This is a genomic window from Roseateles sp. P5_E11, from assembly GCF_054049355.1.
In genome coordinates, this window is the sequence record NZ_JBFUMO010000035.1 from 1 (window position 1) to 22,843 (window position 22,843).

The following is a 22,843-nucleotide window of genomic DNA, read 5'->3' on the forward strand; positions in this document are numbered from 1 at the left end:
ATGGCGAGCATTTGCAACGCCGCAGACCGCCCAAAACACGGATGCGCCGCGCGCGAGGAACTTGTTCAGCGCTTCCTTACCTGCCGGCCCCGGCATCCTCACCGACTCCGAGCCTTTGCCGTCCGTGCCGCGCTTCTCCCGATTTCCCACCGCAGCCCTGCTACCCGCCCTCGTTGCCCTGGCCCTGTGCGCCTGGGGGCAGGCGTCAGCCCAGCAGCAGGCTGGCCCCGCAGAGGCCCTGCCACTGCGCGGCAGCCGCGTGCTCGGGCCGGCGTCCAAGACCGGTGCCAAGCCGGCCCTGGTCATCAGCGCCAACAAGGTCTCGGCCCAGCTGGATCAGAAGGCTGAGGGCCTGGGCGACGTCGAGCTGCGCTACGGCGAGCTGGTGCTGAACGCCGACAAGCTGGACTACAGCGTCGTGGACGACCTTGCCCGGGCTGAAGGCCAGGTGCGCATCAACCACAACGGCAATGTCTTCTCCGGCCCGCTGCTGCAGCTCTATGTGAGCCGCTTCGAGGGCGAGTTCCTGACCCCCCGCTTCTTCCTCGCGGCCACGGGCGGCGCCGGCAAGGCCAAGGTGCTGAAATTTCAGGACAGCGAGCACATGAGCGCCACCGAGGGCAGCTACACCAGCTGCCCCGCCGTGGAGAACCAGGAGCCGGCCTGGCAGATCACGGCCAAGCAGCTGCGCATGGACCTGGCCGCCAACGAAGGCCAGGCCGACGGCGCAGTGCTGCGCTTCCTGGGCATGCCGCTGCTCGCCGCACCGTCATTGAGCTTCCCGCTCAGCTCGGCGCGCAAGTCGGGCTGGCTGCCGCCGAATCTGTTCCTGGACAACCGCAGCGGCCTTGAATTCGGCGTGCCCTATTACTGGAACATCGCGCCGCAGCGCGATGCGACCTTCACGCCTTTCATCATGAGCAAGCGCGGCGTGGGTCTGGACAGCGAGTTCCGCTACCTCGAGCCTGACCATGCCGGCCGCATCAACGTCGACCTGCTGCCCGGCGACCGCGTCTTCGGCCGTTCGCGCTGGAGCCTCAAGCTCAACAACGACGGCCATGTGTTTGGCGACTGGCGCTACCGGCTCAAGAGCGAACGCGTGTCTGACGACGACTACTGGAAGGACATGTCGCGCCGCGTCGAGAGCCAGACGCCGCGCCTGCTGGCCAATGACTTCACGCTGAACCGCCAACGCGAGCTGTCCTGGGGCGTCATCGACACCTATGCCCGCGTGCAGCGCTGGCAGGCTTTGCAGGGCACCGACGTCCCCTCGCAGTTCGATTCGCCGTTCCAGCGCAGCCCGCAGGTCGGCGTTCGCGTGACGACGGCGGCCGATGAGGCGGTGCTCGACAGTTTTCGCCCCTGGGGCCGCAAGGCAAGGCTGGAGGGCGGGCTGGAGCTGGAGTACAACCGTTTCGACCTGCCGGGCTCGGCGCTGGCCGGTCAGCCGCGTGGCGGGCAGCGCGTGCATGCCCTGGGCCACGTCAGCGCACCGCTGGGTGGCGAGGCCTGGTGGTTCATCCCGCGAGCCTCGTTCAATGCGGCCGCCTACGATCTCGACCAGGCCCAGTCCGACGGCCGTCGGCGCATGGGCCGGGTCATTCCGACGCTGAGCATCGACCACGGCTGGGTCTTCGAGCGCGACACGACGCTGTTCGGCCGCGACTACCGGCAAAGCCTCGAGCCGCGGCTGCTCTACGTCAACACGCCCTTCCGCGACCAGGCCAACCTGCCCAACTTCGACGCGGCGGCCAAGGACTTCAACTTCGACTCCATCTACACCGACAACCCCTTCTCGGGCGTGGACCGGGTGTCGGACCTGCATGCACTGAGTGCGGGCGTGACCAGCCGCTGGATCGGCACCAACACGGGCGAGGAGATCCTGCGCCTGGGAGCCGTGCAGCGCTTCCTGTTCCGCGATCAGAAGATCACACCCGACGGCCAGCCTGTCACGCAGCGCTTCTCCGATCTGCTGCTGGCTGCCGCCGCCCACCTGGACGAGAAGTGGTGGGCCGACGGCACGCTGGAGTTCAACCCCGAGACCAACCGTTCGGTGCGATCGGTGCTGCGCGGGCGCTATTCGCCCGGGCCCTACAAGACCGTCAGCGTCGCCTATCGGCTGGCGCGGGGGCAGAGCGAGCAGGTCGAACTGGCCTGGCAATGGCCGATCTACGGTACCCCTGTCACCTCACGCGGTGCCGACAGCAAGGCCTGCGGCGGCGCCTGGTACAGCGCCGGCCGCGTGCAGTACTCGCTGCGCGACCGGCGCCTGACTGATTCGGTCATGGGCTTCGAGTACGACGCCGGTTGCTGGGTGCTGCGCTGGGGCGTCGAGCGGCTGTCCACCGGCCGCGCCGAAACGAACACGCGGCTGATGCTGCAACTGGAGCTCGTCGGCCTGTCACAGCTCGGTTCGAACGCCCTCAAAGTCTTGAAGGACAATGTGCCCGGTTACCGAAGGCTGAGCTCCGACCGCTCACCGAGTTCAGATTTCCAACCATGATCTATCGCCTAGCTCCCCTCTTTCTTGCCGTGACGCTGGCCTTGGCCGCTTTCCAGGCCCAGGCCCAGACGCCCACGCTGCAGCCGGGGGACTACATCGCCGCCGTCGTCAACCAGGACGTCGTCGCCGCCAGTGAGGTCATCCAGCGTACCGAACGCCTGCGCCAGGAAGCCCGCCAGAAGGGCGAGGTCATGCCCGAGACGGCCGGCCTGCGCAAGCAGGCGCTGGAGGCCCTCATCGAGGATCGCGTCCTCGTCACCTACGCCCGCGAGACCGGCCAGAAGATCGACGAGGCCGAGCTGGACCGCGTGGTGGCCAACGTCGCCGCGCAGAACAAGCTGACGATGGCGCAGCTGCGCGATCGCCTGAAGGCCGACGGCACCGACTACAAGAGCTTTCGCGAKAACCTGCGCGACCAGATGATGACGGAGCGCGTGCGCGAGCGCGAAGTGCAGGGACGCATCAAGGTGACGGACGCCGAGATCGACGCCTACCTCGACAAGAAGCGCAATGAACTCGCCAGCGGCGGCATGGTCAACCTCGCCCAGGTGCTCGTGCCGGTGCCCGATGGCGCGCCGGAAAGCGTCGTCACCGAACGCCGCGCCCGTGCTGAAGGCGCCCTGGCGCGCATCAAGGGCGGTGAGGACTTCGCCCGCGTCGCCCGCGAGGTGTCCGAAGACAGCAACAAGGCGCGCGGCGGCGAGATCGGCCTGCGCCTGGCCGATCGGCTGCCCGACGTGTTCGTCAATGCCGTCAAGGGGCTGAAGAGCGGCGAGGTCGCGCCTCAGCTGCTGCGCACCGGCGCGGGCTTTCACGTCCTCAAGGTCATCGAGCGCCAAGGTGGCGCATCCCTGACGCAGGCCGTGCAGACCCATGCCCGGCACATCCTGCTGCGCCCCTCGGCACAGCTGACGGCCGAAGTCGCGGCCCGCCGCCTGGCCGAATTCAAGCGCCAGATCGAGACCGGTTCGGCCAAGTTCGAGCAACTCGCCCGCGCCAATTCCGAGGACGGCAGCGCCCCCGAAGGCGGTGACCTGGGCTGGATGGCTGCCGGCGGTTTTGTGCCGGAATTCGAGGAAGCGATGAACGTGCTGCCGCTGAACGGCATCTCGGGACCGGTCGTGTCGCGCTTCGGCGTGCACCTGATCCAGGTGCTGGAGCGCCGCACGGTCGATGTCGAGATGAAGCAGCTGCGCGACCAGGCCCGCGGCGCACTGCGCGAGCAGAAATACGACGAGGCCTATCAGGAGTGGGTCAAGGATCTGCGGGCGAAGGCGTTTGTTGAAGTGCGCGAGTGGCTCGACTGAGTTCCCACATCCCCCGCAAGCGCTTCGGGCAGCATTTCCTGACCGACAAGGCGCTGATCGAGGCCATCGTCGACCTGATCGATCCGCAGCCGGGCGAGACCCTGGTCGAGATCGGCCCTGGCCTGGGCGCGATGACGCTGCCGCTGCTGGCGCGACACAAGCCGCTGACCGTCATCGAACTGGACCGCGACCTGGCTGCGCGCCTGCGCAAGCGCGACGACGTCGAGGTCATCGAGTCGGACGTGCTCAAGGTCGACTTCAAGGCGCTGGCTGCCACCAAGGGCGCCAAGCTGCGCGTGGTCGGCAACCTGCCCTACAACATCTCCACGCCCATCCTCTTTCACCTGCTGGATGCGGTGGACGACGTCGTCGACCAGCACTTCATGCTGCAGAAGGAAGTGGTGGACCGCATGGCCGCCGCACCGGGCCGCAAGGACTATGGGCGCCTCAGCGTGATGCTGCAGTGGCGCTACGACATTGAATCGGTGCTGGAAGTGCCGCCCGAGGCCTTCGACCCGCCGCCGCGCGTGAACTCGGCCATCGTGCGCATGCAGCCGTTGGCCAGGCCGCCAGCGGTAGACCCGGCCCTGCTGGGGGCGCTGGTCACCAGCGCCTTCTCGCAGCGCCGCAAGTTGCTGCGCCACAGCCTGGGCCATTGGCTGGCCGAGCGCGGCTTTTCGGGCCACTTCGACCTGCAGCGCCGCGCCGAGGAGGTGCCGGTCGACGAATTCGTCGCGCTGGCGCTTGAAGTGCCGCAGCAGAAATGAAAACGGGACCCGAGGGTCCCGTTCTGCTTTCGATAGTTCAGCGCTTCAAGCTGCGCTGAGCCACATCGAGGTGTCGAAGGCACTGCACATCATCGGCATGTTCATGCCGAAGTTGGGGTTGCCAACCGTCGCCTTGGCGCTTTTCGGCGCAGGCTTTTCAATAACCGGGGCCACTTCAGTAGCCCGCTCCCATGACCCGTTATCTTGGGAGCGGGCTACTGAAAAGAATAGAAGCACCTGAACGCTATCTTCCTGTCGGCCCAATAGTCGGCCGTGTCTCGGAAGACATCGAGCAATTGCTCTCTCGCCTCGCGGTCGAATCGCACGTTGTCGGGCAACTGCTCCAGCACCACGACAAAGCCTGGCTGGGAGCCGGACTTGTGGACGAGGTCGGTCATGCAGTCATGCAGGGCGTCCAGGTTCTTGCCGAAATGCGCTGGAAACAGGAAGGCCTGCGCGATGCCATCGAGCACGTCCTGCTTGGACTGCGCCTCCGACAGGTTGGCGTACAGGAAATGCTGGCCCGCTTCTTGGGCGGCCTGCATCAAGTCCTCKACCCTGTAGGCCCGTATGGCCTGCACGATATTGGGACGGACGGTCTGCAAAAGCATGGTCGCGTTCCTCCTTTCAAGTCACAAAACTGCTGAACCCTCGACTTCACCGGGCCGCTTGGGCGCGAACGCGCTTGAAGCTGGCATAGTGATCGCCGGTGTAATAACAAATCTCGGGCGCCGTCGGCGGCGTGCCACCGCAGATAAGGCGGCGGGCACCGCGGTTGCGGGCGCCAGGGGTCTTGACCGTGTATTCGCGATAGAAGCCGCGAGCCTTGCGGGGCAGCAGACGCTCGCGATTGCCGAACACCACGCCGTCCTTGGCATAAGGAAACGGGCCACCGGCGAGAACGAGCCGGTGCGTTTCCTGGGCCTGGGCGGGCAGCTCGCTCAGCGAAATTTCAGCCAGAGCGGGCGTTGCGGTGGGGGGCTTATCGCCGACGGCTTCCTTGGCTTGCGCGCCTCCGGCCAAGCCGGAAAGYAGCAGGGCGGTGGTGACCGCCGAGGCGCCGGAGCGCGCCAGCCACGAGAGCAAAAACACGGGTTAACCCTGAACGAGAAACCGTAATGGTACCGAAGCGACCCCAAAAGCTCAAGCTCGGCGCGGGCGCCGGAGTCTGGAATAGGGTCATGTGAGCCAGCACTCACGCGCGTCTAAGTGATTGATTTCACTCGCAGCATGACAGCTGCATGACGCAGTTTTGGGTCGTGAAAACTTCTGTCAATTGGGGGAGTCCGGGCGCTTTTGCCCTGTTCCCCCTTGGAGCCGGTGCCAGGTTCAGGCGCGTGCCGCGTTCGCGTCGGCGACGGTCAGGGCCGTCATGTTGACGATACGGCGCACGGTCGCCGAAGGCGTCAGGATGTGCACCGGCTTGGCCGCGCCGAGCAGCACCGGCCCGATGGCGATGCCGCCGCCGGCGGCCGTCTTCAGCAGGTTGTAGGAGATGTTGGCGGCGTCGATATTGGGCAGCACCAGCAGGTTGGCCTCGCCCGTCAGCGGGCTGGTGGGCATGATCTGCTTGCGGTAGGGGGCGTCTAGCGCGGTATCGCCATGCATCTCGCCGTCGACCTCCAGCCACGGCGCGAGCTGCCGCAGCAGCGCCAGCGTGTCGCGCATCTTTACGGCCGACGGCTTGTCGCTGGTGCCGAAGTTGCTGTGCGACAGCAGGGCGGCCTTCGGCGTCAGGCCGAAGCGGCACATCTCCTGGGCGGCCATGACGGTGATCTCGGCAAGCTGCTCGGCGGTCGGGTCGTAGTTGACGTGGGTGTCCACCAGCATGACCTGGCGGCCCGGCAGGATCAGCCCGTTCATGCAGGCATAGGTCTTCACGCCGGCGCGCTTGCCGATGACCTGGTCGATGTACTGCAGGTGCGTGGCAGTCGTGCCCCAGGTGCCGCAGAGCAGACCATCGACCTCGCCCTTGTGCAGCAGCATGGAGCTGATCAGCGTCAGCCGGCGGCGCATCTCGATCTTGGCAAGCTGCTGGGTGACGCCCTTGCGCTCGGTCATCTGCAGGTAGGTCTGCCAGTAGTCGCGGTAGCGGTCGTCGTGCTCGACGTTGACGACGTCATAGTCGCGGCCCTGCTGCAGGCGCAGGCCGAAGCGCTCGCAGCGCTCGGCGATGACCTGCGGGCGGCCCACCAGCGTCGGGCGCGCCAGGCCTTCGTCGACGACGACCTGTGCGGCGCGCAACACGCGCTCCTCCTCACCCTCGGCGTAGGCAACGCGCTTGTTGGGCGCCCGCTTGGCCGCGGTGAAGATGGGCTTCATCGTGTTGCCCGAGGCGTAGACGAAGCTCTGCAGCTTCTCGCGGTAGGCGTCCCAGTCCTGGATGGGCCGCGCCGCGACGCCGGAGTCGGCAGCCGCCTTGGCGACGGCCGGCGCGATGCGCATCATCAGCCGTGGATCGAAAGGCTTGGGAATCAGGTACTCCGCGCCAAAGCTCAGCGTCGCGCCCACATAGGCTGCGGCCACCACCTCGCTCTGCTCGGCCTGGGCAAGATCAGCAATGGCGTGCACCGCGGCGATCTCCATCTCGACGTTGATCGTCGTCGCGCCCGAGTCCAGTGCGCCGCGGAAGATGTAGGGGAAGCACAGGACGTTGTTGACCTGGTTGGGGTAGTCCGTGCGGCCCGTGGCCATGATGGCGTCGCCGCGCACGGCCTGGACTTCTTCCGGCAGGATTTCCGGCGTCGGATTGGCCAGCGCGAAGATCAGCGGTTGCGCGGCCATGGTCGCGACCATGTCGGCCTTCAGCACGCCGCCGGCCGACAGGCCCAGGAAGACGTCGGCGCCGGCAATCGCCTCGCGCAGGCTGCGCTGCGAGGTCGGCTGCGCGAAGACGGCCTTGTCCGGGTCCATCAGCTCGGTGCGCCCCTCGTAGACGACGCCGGCCAGGTCGGTCACCCAGATGTTCTCGCGCGGCAGCCCGAGCTTGACGAGCAGGCCCAGGCAGGCAAGCGCCGCCGCGCCTGCGCCCGACGTGACGAGCTTGACCTGCTTGATGTCCTTGCCGACGACCTTGAGGCCGTTCAGGAAGGCCGCGCCGACGACGATGGCGGTGCCATGCTGGTCGTCGTGGAAGACGGGGATCTTCATGCGCTCGCGCAGCTTGCGCTCGACATAGAAGCAGTCCGGCGCCTTGATGTCTTCGAGGTTGATGCCGCCGAAGGTGGGCTCCAGCGCGGCGATGCAGTCGACCAGCTTGTCGAGGTCGTTTTCGGCCACCTCGAGGTCAAACACGTCGATGCCGGCGAACTTCTTGAACAGGACGCCCTTGCCCTCCATGACGGGCTTGGACGCCAGCGGCCCGATATTGCCTAGGCCCAGCACGGCCGTGCCGTTGGAGACGACGGCGACCAGGTTGCCGCGCGAGGTGTAGCGGAAGGCATTGGCCGGGTCCGCGACGATCTCTTCGCAGGCCRCAGCCACGCCCGGCGAGTAGGCCAGAGCCAGGTCGTGCTGATTGACGAGCTGCTTGGTCGCCGCGATGGCGATCTTGCCCGGCGTCGGGAACTCGTGGTACTCGAGAGCGGCCTGGCGGAGTTGGGCGCGTTTTTCTTCGGAGCTGGACATGGCGGGATCACAAGGTGCCGACGGGGCTGGAATCATGCCACCCAAGGGCGCGCCGGGCGCTGTGGATGTCCACAAGGTCTAATCGTGACCATGGGCGAATTCGATCTGATCCGGCGCTACTTCCAGCGCCCCGCGGTGGCTGGCGTCGAGGTGGGCGTGGGCGACGACTGCGCCGTGCTCGTGCCCACGCCGGGTGCGCGCTGGCTGGTTTCCAGTGACATGCTGGTCGAGGGCCGGCACTTCCTGTCGACGGTCGATCCGGTGCGCCTCGGCCACAAGGCGCTGGCCGTCAACCTGAGCGACCTGGCCGCCTGCGGTGCGACGCCGCGAGGCTTCACTTTGGCCCTGGCCCTGCCGCGCGTTGACGAAGCCTGGCTGTCCGGTTTCTCGCGCGGCCTGTTGGCTCTGGCCGACGCCCATGCCTGCCCGCTGATCGGCGGCGACACAACGCAGGGGCCGTTGAATCTCTGCATCACCGTCTTCGGCGAGGCGCCGCCGGGGCGGGCCTTGCTGCGCGGCGGCGCGCAAGTGGGTGACGAGATCTGGGTGTCGGGGCGGCTCGGTGATGCGCGGCTGGCGCTGGAGGTGTTCCGTGGCACTGTGGCCGTGGATGGCGCCGGCTTCGAGGAAGTGCGTGCCGCGATGGAGCTGCCAACGCCGCGCGTCGCACTGGGCCAGGCGCTGCGCGGCATCGCGACGGCGGCCATCGACGTGTCAGACGGGCTGCTCGGCGATCTGGGCCACATCCTGGCGGCTTCCCGCGTTGGCGCGCGTCTGGACGTCGATGCGCTGCCCCGCAGCGAGGTGCTGGCTGCGCAGGCGGCCGCCGTGCAGCAGGAATGCCTGCTGGCGGGCGGCGACGACTACGAACTGGTCTTCACCGCGCCAGCCGGTGCGCGGCTGCCCGATGTGGGCGTGGCATTGACGCGCATCGGCGTCATCGAAGCCGAGCCCGGGTTGCGCGTTGTCGACGCGCGCGGCGCAGTGGTTGAGCACGGCCTGCGCTCCTTCGACCACTTCAAGTCATGAGCGGCGCACCGATCCGTCCGACGCCGGCCTTCATGCTGCGCCACCCGGCGCGCTGGATCGCCCTGGGCTTCGGCAGCGGCCTGAGCCCCAAAGCGCCCGGTACCGTCGGCACCCTTTGGGCCTGGCTGGTGTTCTGGGTCATCTCGCCGTGGATGAGCGAGCTGGCCTGGGGCTTGCTGATCGGCATCGGCACGCTGGTGGGCTGGTGGGCCTGCACGCGCACGGCGCGCGACATGAACACGCCGGACCCCGGCTCCATCGTCTGGGACGAGGTGCTGGCCTTCTGGCTCATCCTGTGGCTGATCGCGCCGGTGGGCTGGCTGGGCCAGCTCATTGCCTTCGGCCTGTTCCGCTTCTTCGACGCCGCCAAGCCCGGGCCGGTAGGCTGGGCCGACCGGCTTTTCAAGGGCGAGCGCGGCGCCGCGGTCACCTGGGCGCAGGGCTTCGGCATCCTGTTCGACGATTTCGTCGCGGCCGGCTGTACGCTCGCTGTCATCGCGCTCTACCGCTTTGTGATGGGGTAAGCATGTTTGCCGACGACCTTGAACTGATCGACCGCATCGCCGTGGCGCTGATCCAGCGGCGCGAGCGCATCGGCACGGCGGAGAGCTGCACCGGCGGCCTCATCGCCGCCGCCTGCACCAGCCTGAGCGGCTCCAGCGCGTGGTTCGAGCGCGGCGTCGTCAGCTACAGCAACGAGGCCAAGGCCGAACTGCTGGGCGTGCCCAAGGGCCTGATCGCGCTGCACGGCGCCGTCAGCGCCGAGGTGGCCGAACACATGGCGCGTGGCCTGCTGGCGCACGCGCCCATCGATTGGGCACTGGCCGTCACCGGCGTGGCCGGGCCGACGGGCGGCAGCGAGGCCAAGCCGGTCGGCACCGTTTGGCTGGCCCTGGTGCATGCGGGGCGGCCGGCCCAGGTCTGGCGCGAGAACTTCAGCGGCGACCGCCATGCGGTGCGCTTGCAGACGGTGACGGCGGGTTTGACGGCGCTGTGTGAAGCGCTGGAAGACCGGGACAACTAGCCGAGCTTGGCCATCAGGCTCTCGGCCGTGACGACCGAGATGTCCGGCGGCTGCCAGCTCTTGGCCCAGGCGATGAACTGCTCCTGCGGCATGGGCTTGCTGATGAAGTAGCCCTGGCCTTCGTCGCAGCCCAGGCGGGCCAGCATGGCCCAGGCCTTGAGCGTCTCCAACCCCTCGGCGACGACGGTGAGGCCGAGGTTGTGCGCCAGCTCGATCGTCGAGCGCACGATGCGCGCGTCGTCGAGGTCACGCTCCATGGCCATGACGAAGCTCTTGTCGATCTTGAGCTCATCCACCGGCAGGCGCTTCAGGTAGGCCAGCGACGAATAGCCGGTGCCGAAGTCGTCGATGGACAGCTTGAAGCCCATCGCATGCAGATGCTCCAGTGTGGACAGGGCCCGCTCGGGGTCGTCCATGATGGTGCTCTCGGTGATCTCCAGGCACAGCGAGTCGGCCGACACCTGCAGCGGCGCCAGCATGGCCTCGATCTTGGCCGGTAGGTCCTGGTCCATCAGGTCGCGCGTGGACAGGTTGACCGACAGCCGCAGCGTCAGGCCCGCGTCCGCGGCCTGGCGCGCGAACCTGGCCGCGTTGGACAGCACCCAGGCGCTGAGCAGGCGGATGAAGCCCGTCTGCTCGGCAAAAGGAATGAACTGCATCGGCGGTACCAGGCCGCGCGTCGGGTGCTGCCAGCGCACCAGGGCCTCGGCGCCGAGAATCTTGCCCTGCTGCAGGTCGATCTTGGGCTGCAGGTACAGGCGCAGTTCATCTTTCTCGACGGCGTGGCGGAGCTCGGTCAACAGGGACAGCGACTCCTGGCTGCCGGCGTCCAGCTGGGCGTGGTAGATCAGGCTGCCGCACTGGCGGGCCTTGGCCGCATACATGGCCAGCTCGGCGCGGCCCAGCAGCAGGTTGACCTCACGGCCATGCGCGGGGAAGAGGGCGATGCCGATGCCGGCGCCGAGGTCGATGGTCTCGTTGTCGATCTGCAGCGGACGCTCGAAGTCCTTCAGGATGGCCAGCGCCGCCTCGCTGGCGGCATGGGCGTCCGTGTGCGCCAGCAGCACGGCGAACTCGTCGCCCGACAGCCGCGCGAGCACCGAATGCGCTGGCGCGCACAACGCCTGCAGGCGCTCGGCGACCGACTGCAGCAGGCGGTCGCCCACCTCGTGGCCGAGCACGTCATTGACGTGCTTGAAGCGGTCCAGGTCCAGCATCAGCACGGCACCCGGCGTGTTGCTGTGGGTCAGGTGGTGCTGCAGGAATTCGGCGAAACGCGCGCGGTTGGGCAGCAGCGTCAGCGGGTCGACGTAGGCCAGGTTGTTGACGAGGGCATCGCGGCGGCGGATGCCCTCACGCATGCTCTCCAGCGCCAGGGCCAGCTTGTGCACCTCCTCCAGCCGCGAGGTCGACGGCACGGGCGTGTCGTAGTCGCCGCGCTCCAGCCGGCGCGCCGAGGCCGACAGGGCCGTGATGGGATTGCTGATGCCGCGTGCCAGCAGCACGCTGACGAGGGCGAAGACGACGACGCCCAGCACGGTCAGGCCGAGCAGGACGAGCTGCAACTGCTGATAGGGCGCCAGGGCCGCGTCCAGCGACCGCAACAGCAGCACGCCAAGGGCTTGATCGCCACCGATCAGGGGCACGAAGAGGGCACGCATGCGTTCGCCGGCCAGCTCAACGATGCCGTCGGCTGGAGCCGCCTGACCCAGCGTAGCGCGCAAGGCGTTGACTGCGCTGCCATCGAGGTTGTCGACGGTGGTCTGCCACTGCTTGGTCGGACCTTGCAGCAGCACGACGCCTTGCAGCTCCGACAGCGCCTTGAGATCGTCCAGCACCTCGCGGTCCAGCGCAAAGGCCATCAACACCCAGCCCACCGGTGCCGGCGTGCGCACCTGCACGGCGACCACCTGGTAGACCTTGCTGCCCTGCACGGCCAGGGCCGCGCCATCCTTGCTGTGCACGAGCTGGCCCAGCGCGGCGCCGAAACCGGCCGCGCCGTCGCGGGTGGCGGCAACGAGGTGCTGCTGGTCATCGAAGTAGGCGACGACCGAGGCGCCGACGCGTTCGCCCTGATTGACGAGCGCGTCCTTGATGGTCTCTACGGTGCCGGCCTCGGCCAGCGACAGGCCGACGGTGCTGCGAAAGCCATAGTCCTTGGCCAGCAGCTCGGCCGCGTCGCGCAGCTTGCCGGCGCGTTGGTCGAGCAGGCGGCGCAGCACGCGTTCGCCGGTCTGCAGCTCGCTGGCGAGGGAATCCTCGGCGTTGTGCGTGATGCTGGCGTGGATGGCGCCGAAGCTGACCAGCTGCACGACCAGCAGCAGCGCCAGGAAGAGGGCGACGATGCGCCCCTCGAGGCGGCGCAGGTTCAGCCAGGCTGGCCAGCGCATTGCGGTGGCGTTACTCGGCGAGCGTGAGGGCCACGGGGCCCCCGCCCGCCGGCACTTCGAGCTTGACGCTTTGCAGGTTGGTTGACTTCTGGCCGCCATGCCAGGCCTTGGCGACGTGCTCGCCCACCGGCAGGTCAAACGCCACCTGGCCCTTGTCATCGGTGCGCCCGAAGGTCGGCGTGTCCACCACGACGATGTGGGCGCTCATGCGGTCGTGGATGTTGCAGCCCAGCGTGGCGACCCCCGGCTTGTCGAACACGATGGGCTCGGCCGGCGTGCCCGAGTAGAGCTTGATGTCGATGACCTTGATGGGCGAGAACGAGTAGACGTGATGCCGCACGGCGTCGAAGTTCGGGAAACTGACGGCCGTGCCCGTCTGCACGACGAGGAGCTCGGGTGTGAACTGGCGGTCGCGCTGGCCCATCTCGGCCTTGGTGGTGCTGGTCTTGCCAGTGCGGCCCTTGACCTCGATGGCCACCGCGGCGCCGGCCAGCGGCTGGCCGCCTGGCCCGTGCAACTGCACCGTGACGGGCACGGCGTGGGCCGCCAGCGAACTCAGCGCAAGAGCAGTAGGGACGAGTTTGTGAAGAGACGGCGGCATGACGGCAGGTTTACCGCCCCGACGATAGCCCAATCGGGGTCAACGGGCAGCCAGAACTGCCCCAGTTTTTCCGCTGGCGGCCTCGCCAAGCATCAGGGCCAGGCGGCGCAGCGCGGCCCAGGGGTCGCTGGGCCAGTCGGGGTGGCGCAGGCCTTTGACGAGGCCATCGCAGATCTGGGCAGCCTGCACGAGGGTGCCCGCCTGGGCGGCGTCCAGCCGCGGCGCGATGCGTTCAATGAGACGCTCCTTGGCGCCCCAGACGCGCGCCTCGCGCAGCGCCAATGGCAGCGGCTTGCCGGCGTCCAGCGCGGCGCGCACGCGGGCCAAAGCCCGCGCGTCCTCAGCCAGCGTCCAGTGCACCAGCACGGCGGCCTCGCCCTCGGCCTCCAGGCCGTCCAGCATGCGCAGCATGCGCGGAACAGCGCCCGACAGCACGGCCTCGCTGAGCTTGAAGACGTCGAAGCGCGCCACGTCCAGCACGGCCGCCTCGATCTGCTCCAGCGTCAGCTCGCCCTTGGGGTGCAGCAGGGCGAGCTTTTGCAACTCCTGGTGGGCTGCGAGCAGATTGCCCTCGACGCGGTCGGCGAAGAAGGCCAGGGCTTTCTGCCCATCCTCGCCCTCGGGCACCGACTGCCCCTGCGCGCGCAGGCGTTGGGCCAGCCAGGCGGGCAGCAGGCGTCGCTCCACGGGTTCGACGCGGATGGACGCGCCGTTGCCGTCCAGCGCCATGAACCAGGCGCTGGAGAGCTGGGTCTTGTCCAGCCGCGGCAGCGTGACCAGGGTCAGCACGTCGTCGGGCGCGGCCTGGGCATAGCGCTGCAGGGCCTCGGAGCCCTCCTTGCCGGGCTTGCCGCTGGGGATGCGGATCTCGATGAACTGGCGCTCGGAGAACAGGCTCATGGCCTGCGCGGCGGCCAGCACCGGTGCCCAGTCGAAATAGGCACCGCTGACGATGAAGATCTGCCGCTCGCCGAAGCCATTGGCGCGGGCGGCGGCGCGGATCTGGTCCGCCGCCTCCTGGGCGAGCAGCGGCTCGTCGCCGTGCACGGTGTAGATGCGGGCCAGGCCCTTGGCAAGGTGGGCGCTGAGGCCCTCGGCGCGCAGTTGCATTAGCCTTGGAGCTTCACGGCGGCGAGGCGGCGCATGACTTGCGCTATCGCGTCGGAGTGCATCGCGCCGTACAGGTTGGCAGCCTCCTGCTCCTTGGCCAGCGCCCAGGTCTCGGTGTAGGTCATGTCGCGGGCCAGGCGCAGCTCCACCTTGGGCACCAGCAGCTCGCCCGCCGCCGTGCGGATCAGGTAGTCGAACTGCAGGCGCAGCTGGAACTCACGCACCTGGCCGACGCTGGTGGACGCGACGACGGTGCGGTCGCGGAACTCGCGGGTGGCTTCCAGCACGACCTGGGCGCGAGCCGGGTCGTCCAGCAGTTGCACCGGCGTGCGCTTGATCTGGCGCTTGAGGCCGGCGGCCAGCGGCGATTCCGGCGGGAAGCCGGTCAGCGCCAGGGTCTGGAAGGAGAGCACGGGCTCGTGGCGCAACTCGAAGCCGCAGCCGGCGAGGGCTGCGAGGCTGAACAGAGCGATGCGGCGGTCCATCAGACGACGATGTTGACGAGGCGGCCAGGCACGATGACGACCTTCTTCGGGGCCTTGCCCTCGGCGAACTTGGCGAACTCCTCGGTCGCGAGCGCCGCAGCTTCAATGGCCGCCTTGTCGGCTGAGGCCGGCACCTTGACTGCGCCGCGCAGCTTGCCGTTGACCTGCAACATCAGCTCGATCTCGTCCTGGACCAGGGCCGCCTCATCGACTGTGGGCCAGGGTGCGTCGAGCAAGTCGCCGAGTTCGGCGGCAAAGCCGAGGTCTTGCCAGAGCTGATGGGCGATGTGCGGCGTGGCGGGGTAAAGCACGCGCAGCAGCACCGAGAAGCCGTCGCGCACTGCAGCCGCCTGGCCTTCGGCCTTGAAGCCTTCCAGCGCGTTCAGCAGCTTCATCGCGCCGGAGACGACGGTGTTGTACTGCATGCGCTCGTAGTCGTAGCTGACCTGCTTGAGCACGTTGTGCACCTCGCGGCGCAGCGCCTTGCCGTCGCCGTTCAGCGCGGCGAAGTCCTGGCCGCCTGACTTGATCGCGTCGACATTGCGCGCGCCGAAGTTCCACACACGCTTCAGGAAGCGGTGCGCACCTTCGACGGCCGCGTCGTTCCACTCCAGCGTCTGCTCGGGCGGGCTGGCGAACATGACGAACAGGCGGGCCGTGTCGGCGCCGTACTGGTCGATCAGCGCCTGCGGGTCCACGCCGTTGTTCTTGGACTTGGACATGGTCGTCATCTCGTACTCGAGCGGCGTGCCGTCCTTCTTCAGCTTGGCGCCGGCGATGCCGCCCTTGTCGTCGTGGATGACGTCGATCTCGTGGTCCCAGTAGTAGTCCTTGCCGCCACCCTCGGGCTTGTGGAAGAACGCGCCCTTCAAGACCATGCCCTGGGTCAGCAGCTTCTCGAACGGCTCGCTGATCGTCACCAGGCCGAGGTCGCGCATCGCCTTGGTCCAGAAGCGCGCATACAGCAGGTGCAGGATGGCGTGCTCGATGCCGCCGATGTACTGGTTCATCGGCATCCAGTACTTGGTGCCGTCCGCGACCATGGCCTGGTCGTTGATCGGGTCGCAGTAGCGCATGAAGTACCAGGACGAATCGACGAAGGTGTCCATCGTGTCCGTCTCGCGCTGGGCCGGCTTGCCGCAGCTCGGGCAGCCGACGTTCAGGAAGGCCGCGTGCTTGTTCAGCGGGTTGCCGCTGCCGTCGGGAATCAGGTCGTCGGGCAGCACGACGGGCAGGTCCTTCTCCGGCACCGGCACGACGCCGCAGGTTTCACAGTGAATGATGGGGATGGGGGTGCCCCAGTAKCGCTGGCGGCTGRCGCCCCAGTCGCGCAGGCGCCAGGTGGTTTTCTTCTCGCCCAGGCCCTTCTCGGCGAGCAGCTCGGCGACCTTGTTGACGGCGTCCACGTGGCCCAGGCCATCCAGCACGCCGGAGTTGATGCAGCGCGCCTTGGACTTGTCGCCGTACCACTCGGCCCACTTCTTGTCGTCGTAGGCCTGGCCGTCAACGTCGATGACCTGCTTGATGGGCAGGCCGTACTTCAGCGCGAACGCGAAGTCGCGCTCATCGTGCGCCGGCACGCCCATGACGGCGCCGTCGCCGTAGCTCATCAGCACGTAGTTGCCAACCCAGACTTCGACCTGCGCGCCGGTGATGGGGTGGGTGACGAACAGGCCCGTGGGCACGCCCTTCTTGTCCTGCGTGGCCAGCTCGGCCTCGGTGGTTCCGCCGGCCTTGCATTCCTCGATGAAGCGGGCCACCTCAGGCTTGTCTTTGGCTGCAACGGTCGCGAGCGGATGCTCGGGCGCGACGGCGCAGAAGGTCACGCCCATGATGGTGTCGGCGCGAGTCGTGAACACCCACAGGCGCCCGCCGCCGCCTTCGATGCTGTGCGGGAAGGCGAAACGCACTCCCTGGCTCTTGCCGATCCAGTTCTCCTGCATCAGCCGCACGCGCTCCGGCCAGCCGCTCAGGTAGTTGGGGTCGGCGGGGTCGGCCACGGCCGACAGCAGCTCCTCGGCGTACTGCGTGATCTTCAGGTAGTAGCCCGGGATCTCACGCTTTTCCACCAGCGCGCCCGAGCGCCAGCCACGGCCGTCGATGACCTGCTCGTTGGCCAGCACCGTCTGGTCCACCGGGTCCCAGTTGACAACTTGAGTGCGGCGCTCGGCGATGCCCTTTTCCAGCATCTTCAGGAACAGCCATTGGTTCCACTTGTAGTAGCTGGGCTGGCAGGTCGCGACCTCGCGGCTCCAGTCGATGGCCAGGCCCATGGCCTGCATCTGGCCCTTCATGTGGGCGATGTTGGAGTAGGTCCACTGCGCGGGCGGCACCTTGCCCTTCATCGCGGCGTTTTCAGCCGGCAGGCCGAAGGCGTCCCAGCCCATGGGCATCAGGACATTGAAGCCCTTCATCCGCAGCTGGCGCGCCAGCATGTCGTTGATCGTGTAGTTGCGCACATGGCCCATGTGCAGCTTGCCCGACGGGTAGGGCAGCATGGAGCAGGCGTAGAAGTGCGGCTTGCTCGCGTCTTCGGTTACGCGGTAGGCATCGCGCTCCGTCCAGTAGGCACGGGCGGCGGCTTCGATCTCGTTCGGGTTGTAGCTGGGCGCTTCGGTCTTGGCGTTCATACGCCAAATTGTATGGGTCGCCCCTCTGGCGACCCTTCGATCACGGTGCTGAAGCGGCGGCCTGGGCGACGAAGGCGATGCGGTTCAATCCCGCGGCCTGCACCCAGCCGATCAGTTCGGCGACCTGGCCATAGGGCACGGCGCGATCAGCGCGCAACTGCACTTCCAGCTGCGCGTTGGCACGGCCGAGTTCGCCGATGCGCTTTTGAAAAGCCATGGCGTCGAGCTCGTCGTCGCCCAGATGCAGCTTGCCGTCCGGCGTGATGGCCACGGCGATGAAGCTCGGCGCGTCGCTGGGCGTCGCAGCTTCGCTCTTGGGCAGGTCCAGGCGCAGCGAGGCGGTCATCAGCGGTGCAGTGATCATGAAGATGACCAGCAGCACCAGCATGACGTCGATCAGCGGCGTCATGTTGATGTCGCTCATCGGGCGAGCGGCGTCAGGCCTTTCAAGTCGCCCGAAGCTCATGATCAATCGTGGTCCAGCAACTCGCGCAGGTCGTGCGCGAAACCTTCGAGGTCGGCCTCGCAGGCCGCAACCAGCTTGCCGAAGACGTTGTAGGCCAACACGGCAGGAATGGCCACGGCCAGACCGGCGGCCGTCATGATCAGCGCCTCGCCGACGGGCCCGGAGATCTTGTCGATGGTGATGTTGCCGGCCGCGGAAATGCTGGCCAGCGCGTGATAGATGCCCCAGACGGTGCCGAACAGGCCCACGAAGGGGRCCGTCGCGCCAACGGAGGCCAGCAGCACCTGGCCGAACTGGAGCTTGGCCAGCACGGCATGCAGCGCGTCGCGCAGGCGGCGGGTCAGGCGGGATTCACGTTTGCCGGCGGCGTCCAGCGTGGCGCTGCGGGTCTCGGCCGTGGCGGCGTCCAGCAGCGGCAGCAACAGGCCTTCGGTGTCGAAGCTCAGCAGCGCACTGCGGCCCTCAGCAACACCGGCCGCGCCCCAGAAGGCCGGCACCGCGCGCACGAGGCCGCGGCGGGCGCGGCGCAGCAGCCAGGCCTTCCACAGGATCAGCGCCCAGGCGCTGACCGACATGGCCAGCAGCAGCAGCGCCACCGCGCGACCGACCAGGTCGCTTTGGGCCCAGAAGTCCGCGAAGCCGCCCATATCAGCCGTTGAATCCGAGGACGTCGTTCATGCCGAACAGGCCGGCCTTCTTGCCGCCGGCCAGAAAGCGCGCGCAGCGCAGGCTGCCCTGGGCATAGATGCCGCGGTTGGTGGCCTTGTGGCTGACCTCGATGCGCTCGCCGATGCCGGCGAACAGGACGGTGTGGTCGCCGATGATGTCACCGCCACGCACGGTGGCGAAGCCGATGGTGGACGGGTCGCGCGCGCCCGTGACGCCTTCGCGGCCATACACGGCGCTAGTCTTCAGGTCGCGGCCCAGGGCGTCGGCGACGACCTGGCCCATCTGCAGGGCCGTGCCGCTGGGGGCATCCACCTTCATGCGGTGGTGGGCCTCGACGATCTCGATGTCATAGCCCTCGTTCAGCGCGCGGGCGGCCATGTCCAGCAGCTTGAGCACGACGTTGACGCCAACGCTCATGTTGGGCGCGAAGACGACGGCGGTGCGCTCGGCGAATCTGGCGATCTCGGCCTTCTGGGCTTCGTCGAAGCCGGTCGTGCCGACCACGGCCTTGACGCCCAGTTCGGCGCAAACAGCCAGATGAGCCAGCGTCGCCTCGGGGCGGGTGAAGTCGATCATCACGTCGGCGCCGGCCAGGCCCGCGCGGACGTCGTCGCCCCTATCCAGCGTGACGTGCAGACTGCAGTCGTCGGCCGCCTCGACGGCCTCGATGAGCATCTTGCCCATGCGCCCGGAGGCGCCCATCACTGCGACCTTGATCACGAGCCCGAACCCGGCTTGGCGTCCAGCGGCGGATAAGTGCGGCCCGGCGCCGGGCCTTCGGCGGCGGCCGTGGGCGCGGCCTCGGTGCTCTTCTTGGGCGGGGGCAGGGCGTCGCGCTCGGCCTCGCTCAATTCCAGCTTCGGGTTCTTGCTGCTCGGCTTGAAGGTGTTGATGGCGGCCACGAAGTCGTTCTCGGCCGGCAGGTCGTCGGGCACATCCAGGGACTTGAGCTTGTCGCCGTCGAACAGGGCCACAACCAGGCGCTGCTGCGGCGCGGCACCCTGGCGGCGGATCGTGAAGACATAGTCCCAGCGCGCCTCGTGGAAGACGTCTGTCAGCAGCGGCGAGCCGAGCAGGTCGCGCACCTGCGCCTTGGGCATGCCGGGCTTGACGCGGGCGACCATCTCCTTGGTCAGCACATTGCCCTGCACGACCTCGACGCGATAGGGCGTCAGCAGGCCCAGCACCTTTTCGCCGGTGACCGACGGCAGGCTTGGCAGRGAATCCCAGGTGGGTAGGTAGGAGCAGCCGCCGAGCAGTGCAAGCAGCGGGAGAGAGGCAAGCAGGGGACGCATCGGGCGGCTGGCTGAAGGGGCAGGAAGGGGACGGGAAGCGCCGGCCGGCAGGCCGGCTGGCTATGATCGGCGGATTCTAGCGGGGCCCTCCCTGGCCTCCTTTGCTCCCCGCCATGCCCTCTTCCGCCAAGAACCAGACCAGCGACATCAAGAACAGCGGCCTSAAGGCSACGCTGCCGCGCATCAAGATCCTCGAGATCTTCCAGCGCGCGGCGCAGCGTCACATGACCGCTGAAGATGTTTACAAGGCTTTGCTTGGCGAGGGCGCCGACATCGGCCTGGCGACGGTCTATCGCGTGCTGCAGCAGTTCGAGCWGGCGGGCCTGTTGAGCCGCAACCATTTCGAGACCGGCAAGGCCGTCTATGAGCTCAACGAGGGCCGCCACCACGACCACCTCGTTTGCCTGAACTGCGGCAAGGTCGAGGAGTTCTTCGACCCCGGCATCGAGGAGCGCCAGCACGCCATCGCGGGCGAACGTGGCTTCCAGCTGCAGGAGCATTCGCTGGCGCTGTACGCGACCTGCCTGAAGACGGACTGCCCGAACCGCAGCTGAGCGCTCCCCTCGGGCGAGGGGCTTCAATCCATCGAGCCGTTGTCGATGGCGCGCTGGTGGCGCTCGACGAACTCCTTGTAGGTGTCGATACCGCGCAGCTGCAGGATGGTGTTGCGCACGGCGGCCTCCACCAGCACGGCCAAGTTGCGGCCCGCGTCCACGGCGATGACGACCTTGCGCACCGGCATGCCCAGCACATCCTCATACAGAGGCTCATAGGGCAGGCGCTCGAAGTCGCGCTCCATCGTCTCCTTGCGCACCAGGTGGACGATGAGCTTGAGGCGCATCTTGCGGCGCACCGCCGTCTCGCCAAAGATGGACTTGATGTCGAGCAGGCCGATGCCTCGTACTTCCAGCAGATTGAGCAGCAGCTCCGGGCAGCGGCCTTCGATGGCGGTCTGGGCGATGCGGAAGAAGTCGACCGCGTCGTCGGCGACCAGGCCATGGCCGCGCGAGATCAGCTCCAGGCCGAGTTCGCTCTTGCCCAGGCCCGATTCGCCGGTCAGCAGCACGCCCAGGCCCAGGATGTCCATGAAGACACCGTGGCGGGTCGTGCGGTTGGCGAACAGCTGGGACAGGTAGCCGCGCACCAGGTCGATGACATGGCCGGCGGATTCGTTGGTGCGGAACAGCGGAATTTCGGCCCGGTCGCACATGGCGACGAGGCGCGGCGGCGGCAGGGTGTCGTCGGCGACGATGATGACCGGCGGCTCCAGCGTGACGATGCGGGAAATGCGCCGGTCCTGAACGTCGGTGCCTTCCTGGTTCAGATAGGCCACCTCACGACGGCCGACGATCTGGACGCGGTAGGGATGGATGTAGTTCAGGTAGCCGACCAGGTCGGCCGCACTCTGCGCATCGCGCACGGCCGCTTCGTCGAAGCGGCGTTCCGGGTGGGCGTGGCCGGCGATCCACTCCCAGCGCAAGGCCTCGCGGTGCTCTTCGAAAAGCCTTTCCGCGCTGATCGAGGTGGGTTTCAAACTAAGGGTTTACGCGAAGCGTCGAAAAGCGGCATCAAGCGACTGATTTCAGCGGCTCCCAGGCCGCAATCAGCTTGTGCAGGGTGGCGGCGTCCGGCTCGGCCTTGAGCTGCTCGCGCAGTTCGCGGTCGGACAGCATCTCGGCGATCTCGGACAGGATCTCCAGATGACGCTGCGTGGCCGCTTCGGGCACGAGCAGGAAGATCAGCAACCCGACGGGTTCGTCATCCGGCGCATCGAAGCCGATGGGCTGGGCCAGCCGCAGCACCGCAGCCAGCGGGTTCTTCAGGCCCTTGACGCGGCCATGCGGGATGGCGACGCCGTGTCCCAGGCCGGTCGAGCCCAGACGCTCGCGGGCGAAGAGGTTGTCGGTGACCAGCGCCCGGCCCATCTGGTGGTGGTTTTCGAACAGCAAGCCTGCATGTTCAAAGGCGCGTTTCTTGCTGGACGCATCCACGTTCACCAACACGTTGTCGGCAGGCAGGATGGCGGCGAGACGGTTCATGGGTTGAGGCCAAGCATCGGGGGCGCCGGATAGGCGCGGCCGTGCCGGGCTGGTGGGTCAATCAGAGCGACAGATTATGGAACCGTGCGTCGTTTTGGGGTGGGCGGTAGCCCCTAGAGACGTGGAAAACACCTCTGACCACCCATGAATGCGGGTTTTTGCGGCACTGCAGCAACAACCGATTGCCGCGAGCAGCCATGGATTGTGCATCGCAAAAACAAAAGCGGCCCGCAGGCCGCCGCGAGATGAGCCAGGGGCTTCAGCGTGCGGGTACCTCGAGGCGCTTGGCCGAGGCGTGGTGATGGTCCTGCACCTTGTCCTTGTGGCGGCAGACCTGACGATCCAGCTTGTCCATCAATTGATCAATGGCGGCGTACAGATCCTCGTGGGATTGCTCGACAAAGATGTCGCGGCCCTTCACATGCAGGGTCACTTCGGCGCGCTGGCGGCGTTCCTTCTCCTTTTGCTTCTCTACGGTCAGCAGGACGTTGATATCAACGACCTGGTCGAAGTGGCGGGTCACACGGTCCAGCTTGGTGAGTACGTACTCGCGCAGAGCGGGCGTGACTTCGAGATGATGGCCACTGATCGTCAGATTCATAAAGCCTCCTTTCAGAGGAATGGGTCGGAAAACAAACCAGAAAACTGAGAAAAAACAGACGAAGGGGGAGGGAGGAGGAGGGTCTTTCGGGTAGCGGAGGTGGGTGGGAGTGGGGAAATCGACGAGTCCAGTTTGCTCGCGAAGCCGCGGCATGACAAGGGGATGACGGTGACCGTTTGTCGGCTGGAGGGCCTCGTTTTCGCGGCTTCTTTCACGTCTTGAGCGGGTGCAATAATCCGCGGCTATTCACCCTACGGAGCCCTTCTTGGACAGCGATCACCCTCGGTGACCGTCCACTCC

Annotated in this window: 22 protein-coding genes; 7 read left to right on the forward strand and 15 right to left on the reverse strand. The window is 67.4% G+C overall.

Annotated elements, in window-relative coordinates:
• The 3 genes from ACXJKR_RS04830 to rsmA form a co-directional block, all read left to right on the forward strand.
• The coding region (locus ACXJKR_RS04830; protein WP_457321196.1) for an LPS-assembly protein LptD at nt 1-2,503 on the forward strand (2,503 nt) is incomplete at its 5' end.
• Complete coding sequence (locus ACXJKR_RS04835; protein ID WP_457321198.1) at nt 2,500-3,810, forward strand: peptidylprolyl isomerase; 1,311 nt, start codon at nt 2,500-2,502, stop codon at nt 3,808-3,810. The genes ACXJKR_RS04830 and ACXJKR_RS04835, both read left to right, overlap by 4 nt.
• The gene (gene rsmA / locus ACXJKR_RS04840; RefSeq protein WP_235532028.1) at nt 3,798-4,577 is read left to right on the forward strand and encodes a 16S rRNA (adenine(1518)-N(6)/adenine(1519)-N(6))-dimethyltransferase RsmA; all 780 of its coding nucleotides are present in this window, start codon (nt 3,798-3,800) and stop codon (nt 4,575-4,577) included. The genes ACXJKR_RS04835 and rsmA overlap by 13 nt, the downstream gene beginning before the upstream one ends.
• Before the next feature lie 215 nt (nt 4,578-4,792).
• On the opposite strand, the gene ACXJKR_RS04845 is transcribed toward rsmA, so the two are convergent.
• The 3 genes from ACXJKR_RS04845 to ACXJKR_RS04855 all read right to left on the reverse strand — a co-directional run bounded on the left by ACXJKR_RS04845 (nt 4,793) and on the right by ACXJKR_RS04855 (nt 8,204).
• Nucleotides 4,793-5,188: a barstar family protein gene (locus ACXJKR_RS04845; RefSeq protein ID WP_056200105.1), complete on the reverse strand. Its 396-nt coding sequence runs from the start codon at nt 5,186-5,188 to the stop codon at nt 4,793-4,795.
• Nucleotides 5,189-5,234: 46 nt separating this feature from the next.
• On the reverse strand, nt 5,235-5,663 hold the full coding sequence (locus tag ACXJKR_RS04850) for a ribonuclease domain-containing protein (protein ID WP_457321200.1): 429 nt from the start codon (nt 5,661-5,663) through the stop codon (nt 5,235-5,237).
• Between the two features lie 243 nt (nt 5,664-5,906).
• Entirely contained in the window at nt 5,907-8,204 is a 2,298-nt protein-coding gene (locus tag ACXJKR_RS04855; RefSeq protein WP_457321202.1) for an NADP-dependent malic enzyme, read from the reverse strand.
• A 90-nt stretch (nt 8,205-8,294) separates the two neighbouring features.
• Here ACXJKR_RS04855 and thiL point away from each other — a divergent pair, with 90 nt between their 5' ends.
• From thiL to ACXJKR_RS04870, 3 genes are read left to right on the forward strand one after another with little or no spacing between them, the layout of a single operon-like run.
• On the forward strand, nt 8,295-9,233 hold the full coding sequence (gene thiL / locus ACXJKR_RS04860) for a thiamine-phosphate kinase (protein WP_457321203.1): 939 nt from the start codon (nt 8,295-8,297) through the stop codon (nt 9,231-9,233).
• Nucleotides 9,230-9,757, forward strand: coding sequence for a phosphatidylglycerophosphatase A family protein (locus tag ACXJKR_RS04865; RefSeq protein ID WP_457321205.1), 528 nt, complete (start codon nt 9,230-9,232; stop codon nt 9,755-9,757). Before thiL ends, ACXJKR_RS04865 begins: the two co-directional genes overlap by 4 nt.
• Before the next feature lie 2 nt (nt 9,758-9,759).
• Complete coding sequence (locus ACXJKR_RS04870) at nt 9,760-10,257, forward strand: CinA family protein (RefSeq protein ID WP_056200091.1); 498 nt, start codon at nt 9,760-9,762, stop codon at nt 10,255-10,257.
• On the opposite strand, the gene ACXJKR_RS04875 is transcribed toward ACXJKR_RS04870, so the two are convergent.
• The 9 genes from ACXJKR_RS04875 to ACXJKR_RS04915 are packed head-to-tail and all read right to left on the reverse strand — an operon-like array spanning nt 10,254 to nt 19,903.
• Nucleotides 10,254-12,647 carry an EAL domain-containing protein gene (locus tag ACXJKR_RS04875; protein WP_457321207.1) on the reverse strand — a complete coding sequence of 798 codons (2,394 nt, stop codon included), beginning with the start codon at nt 12,645-12,647 and terminating at the stop codon, nt 10,254-10,256. The two genes, ACXJKR_RS04870 and ACXJKR_RS04875, sit on opposite strands and share 4 nt — an antisense overlap.
• A gap of 10 nt (nt 12,648-12,657) precedes the next feature.
• Nucleotides 12,658-13,248, reverse strand: coding sequence for a methylamine utilization protein (locus tag ACXJKR_RS04880; RefSeq protein ID WP_457321209.1), 591 nt, complete (start codon nt 13,246-13,248; stop codon nt 12,658-12,660).
• 39 nt (nt 13,249-13,287) lie between these two features.
• Entirely contained in the window at nt 13,288-14,358 is a 1,071-nt protein-coding gene (holA, locus tag ACXJKR_RS04885) for a DNA polymerase III subunit delta (RefSeq protein ID WP_457321211.1), read from the reverse strand.
• Nucleotides 14,358-14,843, reverse strand: a complete 486-nt coding sequence (locus ACXJKR_RS04890) for an LPS-assembly lipoprotein LptE (RefSeq protein ID WP_457321213.1) — start codon at nt 14,841-14,843, stop codon at nt 14,358-14,360. The genes holA and ACXJKR_RS04890 overlap by 1 nt, the downstream gene beginning before the upstream one ends.
• Nucleotides 14,843-17,473 (reverse strand): leucine--tRNA ligase, encoded by a 2,631-nt coding sequence (gene leuS, locus ACXJKR_RS04895; RefSeq protein ID WP_457321215.1) that lies wholly within the window; start codon nt 17,471-17,473, stop codon nt 14,843-14,845. The genes ACXJKR_RS04890 and leuS overlap by 1 nt, the downstream gene beginning before the upstream one ends.
• 40 nt (nt 17,474-17,513) lie before the next feature.
• Nucleotides 17,514-17,939, reverse strand: a complete 426-nt coding sequence (locus ACXJKR_RS04900; protein ID WP_457321217.1) for an ExbD/TolR family protein — start codon at nt 17,937-17,939, stop codon at nt 17,514-17,516.
• 2 nt (nt 17,940-17,941) lie between these two features.
• Nucleotides 17,942-18,586: a MotA/TolQ/ExbB proton channel family protein gene (locus ACXJKR_RS04905; protein ID WP_457321219.1), complete on the reverse strand. Its 645-nt coding sequence runs from the start codon at nt 18,584-18,586 to the stop codon at nt 17,942-17,944.
• A 1-nt stretch (nt 18,587) separates the two neighbouring features.
• Complete coding sequence (gene dapB, locus ACXJKR_RS04910) at nt 18,588-19,328, reverse strand: 4-hydroxy-tetrahydrodipicolinate reductase (RefSeq protein ID WP_268795276.1); 741 nt, start codon at nt 19,326-19,328, stop codon at nt 18,588-18,590.
• Nucleotides 19,325-19,903, reverse strand: a complete 579-nt coding sequence (locus ACXJKR_RS04915) for an outer membrane protein assembly factor BamE (RefSeq protein ID WP_457321221.1) — start codon at nt 19,901-19,903, stop codon at nt 19,325-19,327. Before ACXJKR_RS04915 ends, dapB begins: the two co-directional genes overlap by 4 nt.
• A gap of 113 nt (nt 19,904-20,016) precedes the next feature.
• Between ACXJKR_RS04915 and fur the strand changes: the two genes are divergently transcribed.
• Entirely contained in the window at nt 20,017-20,457 is a 441-nt protein-coding gene (gene fur / locus ACXJKR_RS04920; RefSeq protein WP_457321223.1) for a ferric iron uptake transcriptional regulator, read from the forward strand.
• A gap of 23 nt (nt 20,458-20,480) precedes the next feature.
• Here fur and hprK read toward each other — a convergent pair whose 3' ends face one another.
• The 3 genes from hprK to hpf form a co-directional block, all read right to left on the reverse strand.
• Nucleotides 20,481-21,437 carry an HPr(Ser) kinase/phosphatase gene (hprK, locus tag ACXJKR_RS04925; RefSeq protein WP_057298638.1) on the reverse strand — a complete coding sequence of 319 codons (957 nt, stop codon included), beginning with the start codon at nt 21,435-21,437 and terminating at the stop codon, nt 20,481-20,483.
• Between the two features lie 34 nt (nt 21,438-21,471).
• Nucleotides 21,472-21,942, reverse strand: coding sequence for a PTS sugar transporter subunit IIA (locus ACXJKR_RS04930; protein WP_056200063.1), 471 nt, complete (start codon nt 21,940-21,942; stop codon nt 21,472-21,474).
• A gap of 259 nt (nt 21,943-22,201) precedes the next feature.
• Complete coding sequence (hpf, locus tag ACXJKR_RS04935; protein ID WP_056200061.1) at nt 22,202-22,543, reverse strand: ribosome hibernation-promoting factor, HPF/YfiA family; 342 nt, start codon at nt 22,541-22,543, stop codon at nt 22,202-22,204.
• Nucleotides 22,544-22,843: the final 300 nt, after the last annotated feature.

Coding starts and splice junctions, on each gene's coding strand:
- holA (WP_457321211.1), bottom strand. CDS start 14,358: ATGCAACTGCGCGCCGAGGGCCTCAGCGCCCACCTTGCCAAGGGCCTG.
- ACXJKR_RS04880 (WP_457321209.1), bottom strand. CDS start 13,248: ATGCCGCCGTCTCTTCACAAACTCGTCCCTACTGCTCTTGCGCTGAGT.
- hpf (WP_056200061.1), bottom strand. CDS start 22,543: ATGAATCTGACGATCAGTGGCCATCATCTCGAAGTCACGCCCGCTCTG.
- thiL (WP_457321203.1), top strand. CDS start 8,295: ATGGGCGAATTCGATCTGATCCGGCGCTACTTCCAGCGCCCCGCGGTG.
- ACXJKR_RS04865 (WP_457321205.1), top strand. CDS start 9,230: ATGAGCGGCGCACCGATCCGTCCGACGCCGGCCTTCATGCTGCGCCAC.
- ACXJKR_RS04930 (WP_056200063.1), bottom strand. CDS start 21,942: ATGAACCGTCTCGCCGCCATCCTGCCTGCCGACAACGTGTTGGTGAAC.
- ACXJKR_RS04870 (WP_056200091.1), top strand. CDS start 9,760: ATGTTTGCCGACGACCTTGAACTGATCGACCGCATCGCCGTGGCGCTG.
- ACXJKR_RS04890 (WP_457321213.1), bottom strand. CDS start 14,843: ATGGACCGCCGCATCGCTCTGTTCAGCCTCGCAGCCCTCGCCGGCTGC.
- ACXJKR_RS04900 (WP_457321217.1), bottom strand. CDS start 17,939: ATGAGCTTCGGGCGACTTGAAAGGCCTGACGCCGCTCGCCCGATGAGC.
- ACXJKR_RS04875 (WP_457321207.1), bottom strand. CDS start 12,647: ATGCGCTGGCCAGCCTGGCTGAACCTGCGCCGCCTCGAGGGGCGCATC.